The sequence below is a fragment of the Metabacillus rhizolycopersici genome, from assembly GCF_020075705.1.
Window position 1 is genome coordinate 1 of sequence record NZ_JAIQUM010000198.1, and the last position, 1,631, is coordinate 1,631.

Below are 1,631 nucleotides of genomic sequence, written 5' to 3' on the forward strand. Positions count from 1 at the left end.
ACTAAACCAGCTAATAGTTTGTCAACATTTTTCAATAAAATAACTAAAACAACCCTGATATACTAAAAAAGATCATACCAAATAACCTTCCGTTAGGCCCTCATTGGAAGGTTTTGTTTTATTTAGTTAGATATAGTCATTAAGCTATATCTTGGAAAGTCGTTCCGTTTTTCAATAAGGCAAAAATCCAATGTAAGAGCTTGTTTACACAAGCGATGATAGCTACTTTAAACGGTTTTCCTTCTTCGCGCTTCTTATCATAATACTCCCGCATTCTTTTGTTTCTAGGGAGTATTTCATCTGTTGTTTTCTTCTTACGACAATCACGAATGGCACAACGAACTGCCATATATAAGGCATGGCGCAGTCTACTTGATCCCCTTTTAGTAATACGGTTTTGGGTAGCTCTAAATTTACCAGATTCAAATACACTAGGATCAACACCAGCGAAAGCGACAAGCTTTTTAGGATGGTTAAATCGATCTATCTCACCGATTTCAGAAATAATCGTGGCAGCGATTTTTTCTCCAATACCGGGGATGGATTTGATAATATTATATTCTTCAATTTCTTTAGCGAGAGCGTCTATTTCTGACTCTAATCTTGATAGATGCTCTTTGTATTGAAGAATAATGTTAATGTACATACCTAAGCTTAATATATGACTCTGGTAGACAATCTTTTCAAAAGGATTACGAGTTGCCGCCTCTTTTAGTTTTAGAGCTTTTTCATTTGCCCATCTGATTGAGCGACTTTTACATAATTCTTTGATCTTATTTGAGATTGTTTCATCACTAGCCTTTAATATGTCTTCAGATGACGGAAACTCTTGTAATGTTAAAAGTGATACCACAGAATACAAATCACCAAAAACCCCTCGATATTCAGGAAATACCTGATCAAGTATAGCCTGAAATTGAAGCTTAGTCTGAATCATAACGCCTGTAATATTTTCGTGTTGTCTCGTAAGATTACGAAGGTTTAATAACTGAATCCCTCGCTTTTTATATGGCTCTAATTCCTCTTTATAATACAATTCACAGAGTAGGTATGCATCAACTGCATCTGTCTTTACTTTTCTTAGACTTGAACTCTTTGCCTTATACGAAATTAAAGGATTAATAATAATTAATAAATATCCACGTTCATCTAGATATTGGACTACTGGTGTTTGATAGTGTCCAGTTGCTTCTAGAATCACAGGAGGCTTCTGACCTGTTTCTTTCTGAACATGATCTAAGAACTCTACAAGTAAACCAAGCCCTTCAAGAGTATGAGATACTTTAAAGCTCTTACGAAAAGGTTTGCCTTTATCTACAAAAGCTTGAACCTGACTTTCTCCCTTTGAAATATCCAGACCAACGACTGGATTCATCCTCCATCATCTCCTAATCTCTTATTTGCCGGTACCCCTTATCCTTCTTGCAGTGTCACAGCTTCGCTTGTTATACGAGATCTTATGTCCCAACCAGCCTCAATCATGTTTCTACAAGTAGGGGGCAAACTGTTTAGCTGACGGGATCTATGTCCCACGGGCAGTTACGTTTTACCCCGGCTACCGTTATAATAAAACCATATAAAAAATGGTCAACCAGAAATATTTTCTTATCTGGCTGACCTTATAATACGAA

At 36.4% G+C, this 1,631-nt stretch carries 1 protein-coding gene; it reads right to left on the reverse strand.

Going from position 1 to position 1,631, the window contains the following annotated elements; all coding sequences use genetic code 11:
• Positions 1–139: 139 nt before the first annotated feature.
• Positions 140–1,375: an IS110 family RNA-guided transposase gene (locus tag K9V48_RS27900; RefSeq protein WP_224142301.1), complete on the reverse strand. Its 1,236-nt coding sequence runs from the start codon at positions 1,373–1,375 to the stop codon at positions 140–142.
• Positions 1,376–1,631: the final 256 nt, after the last annotated feature.

Coding starts and splice junctions, on each gene's coding strand:
- K9V48_RS27900 (WP_224142301.1), bottom strand. CDS start 1,375: ATGAATCCAGTCGTTGGTCTGGATATTTCAAAGGGAGAAAGTCAGGTT.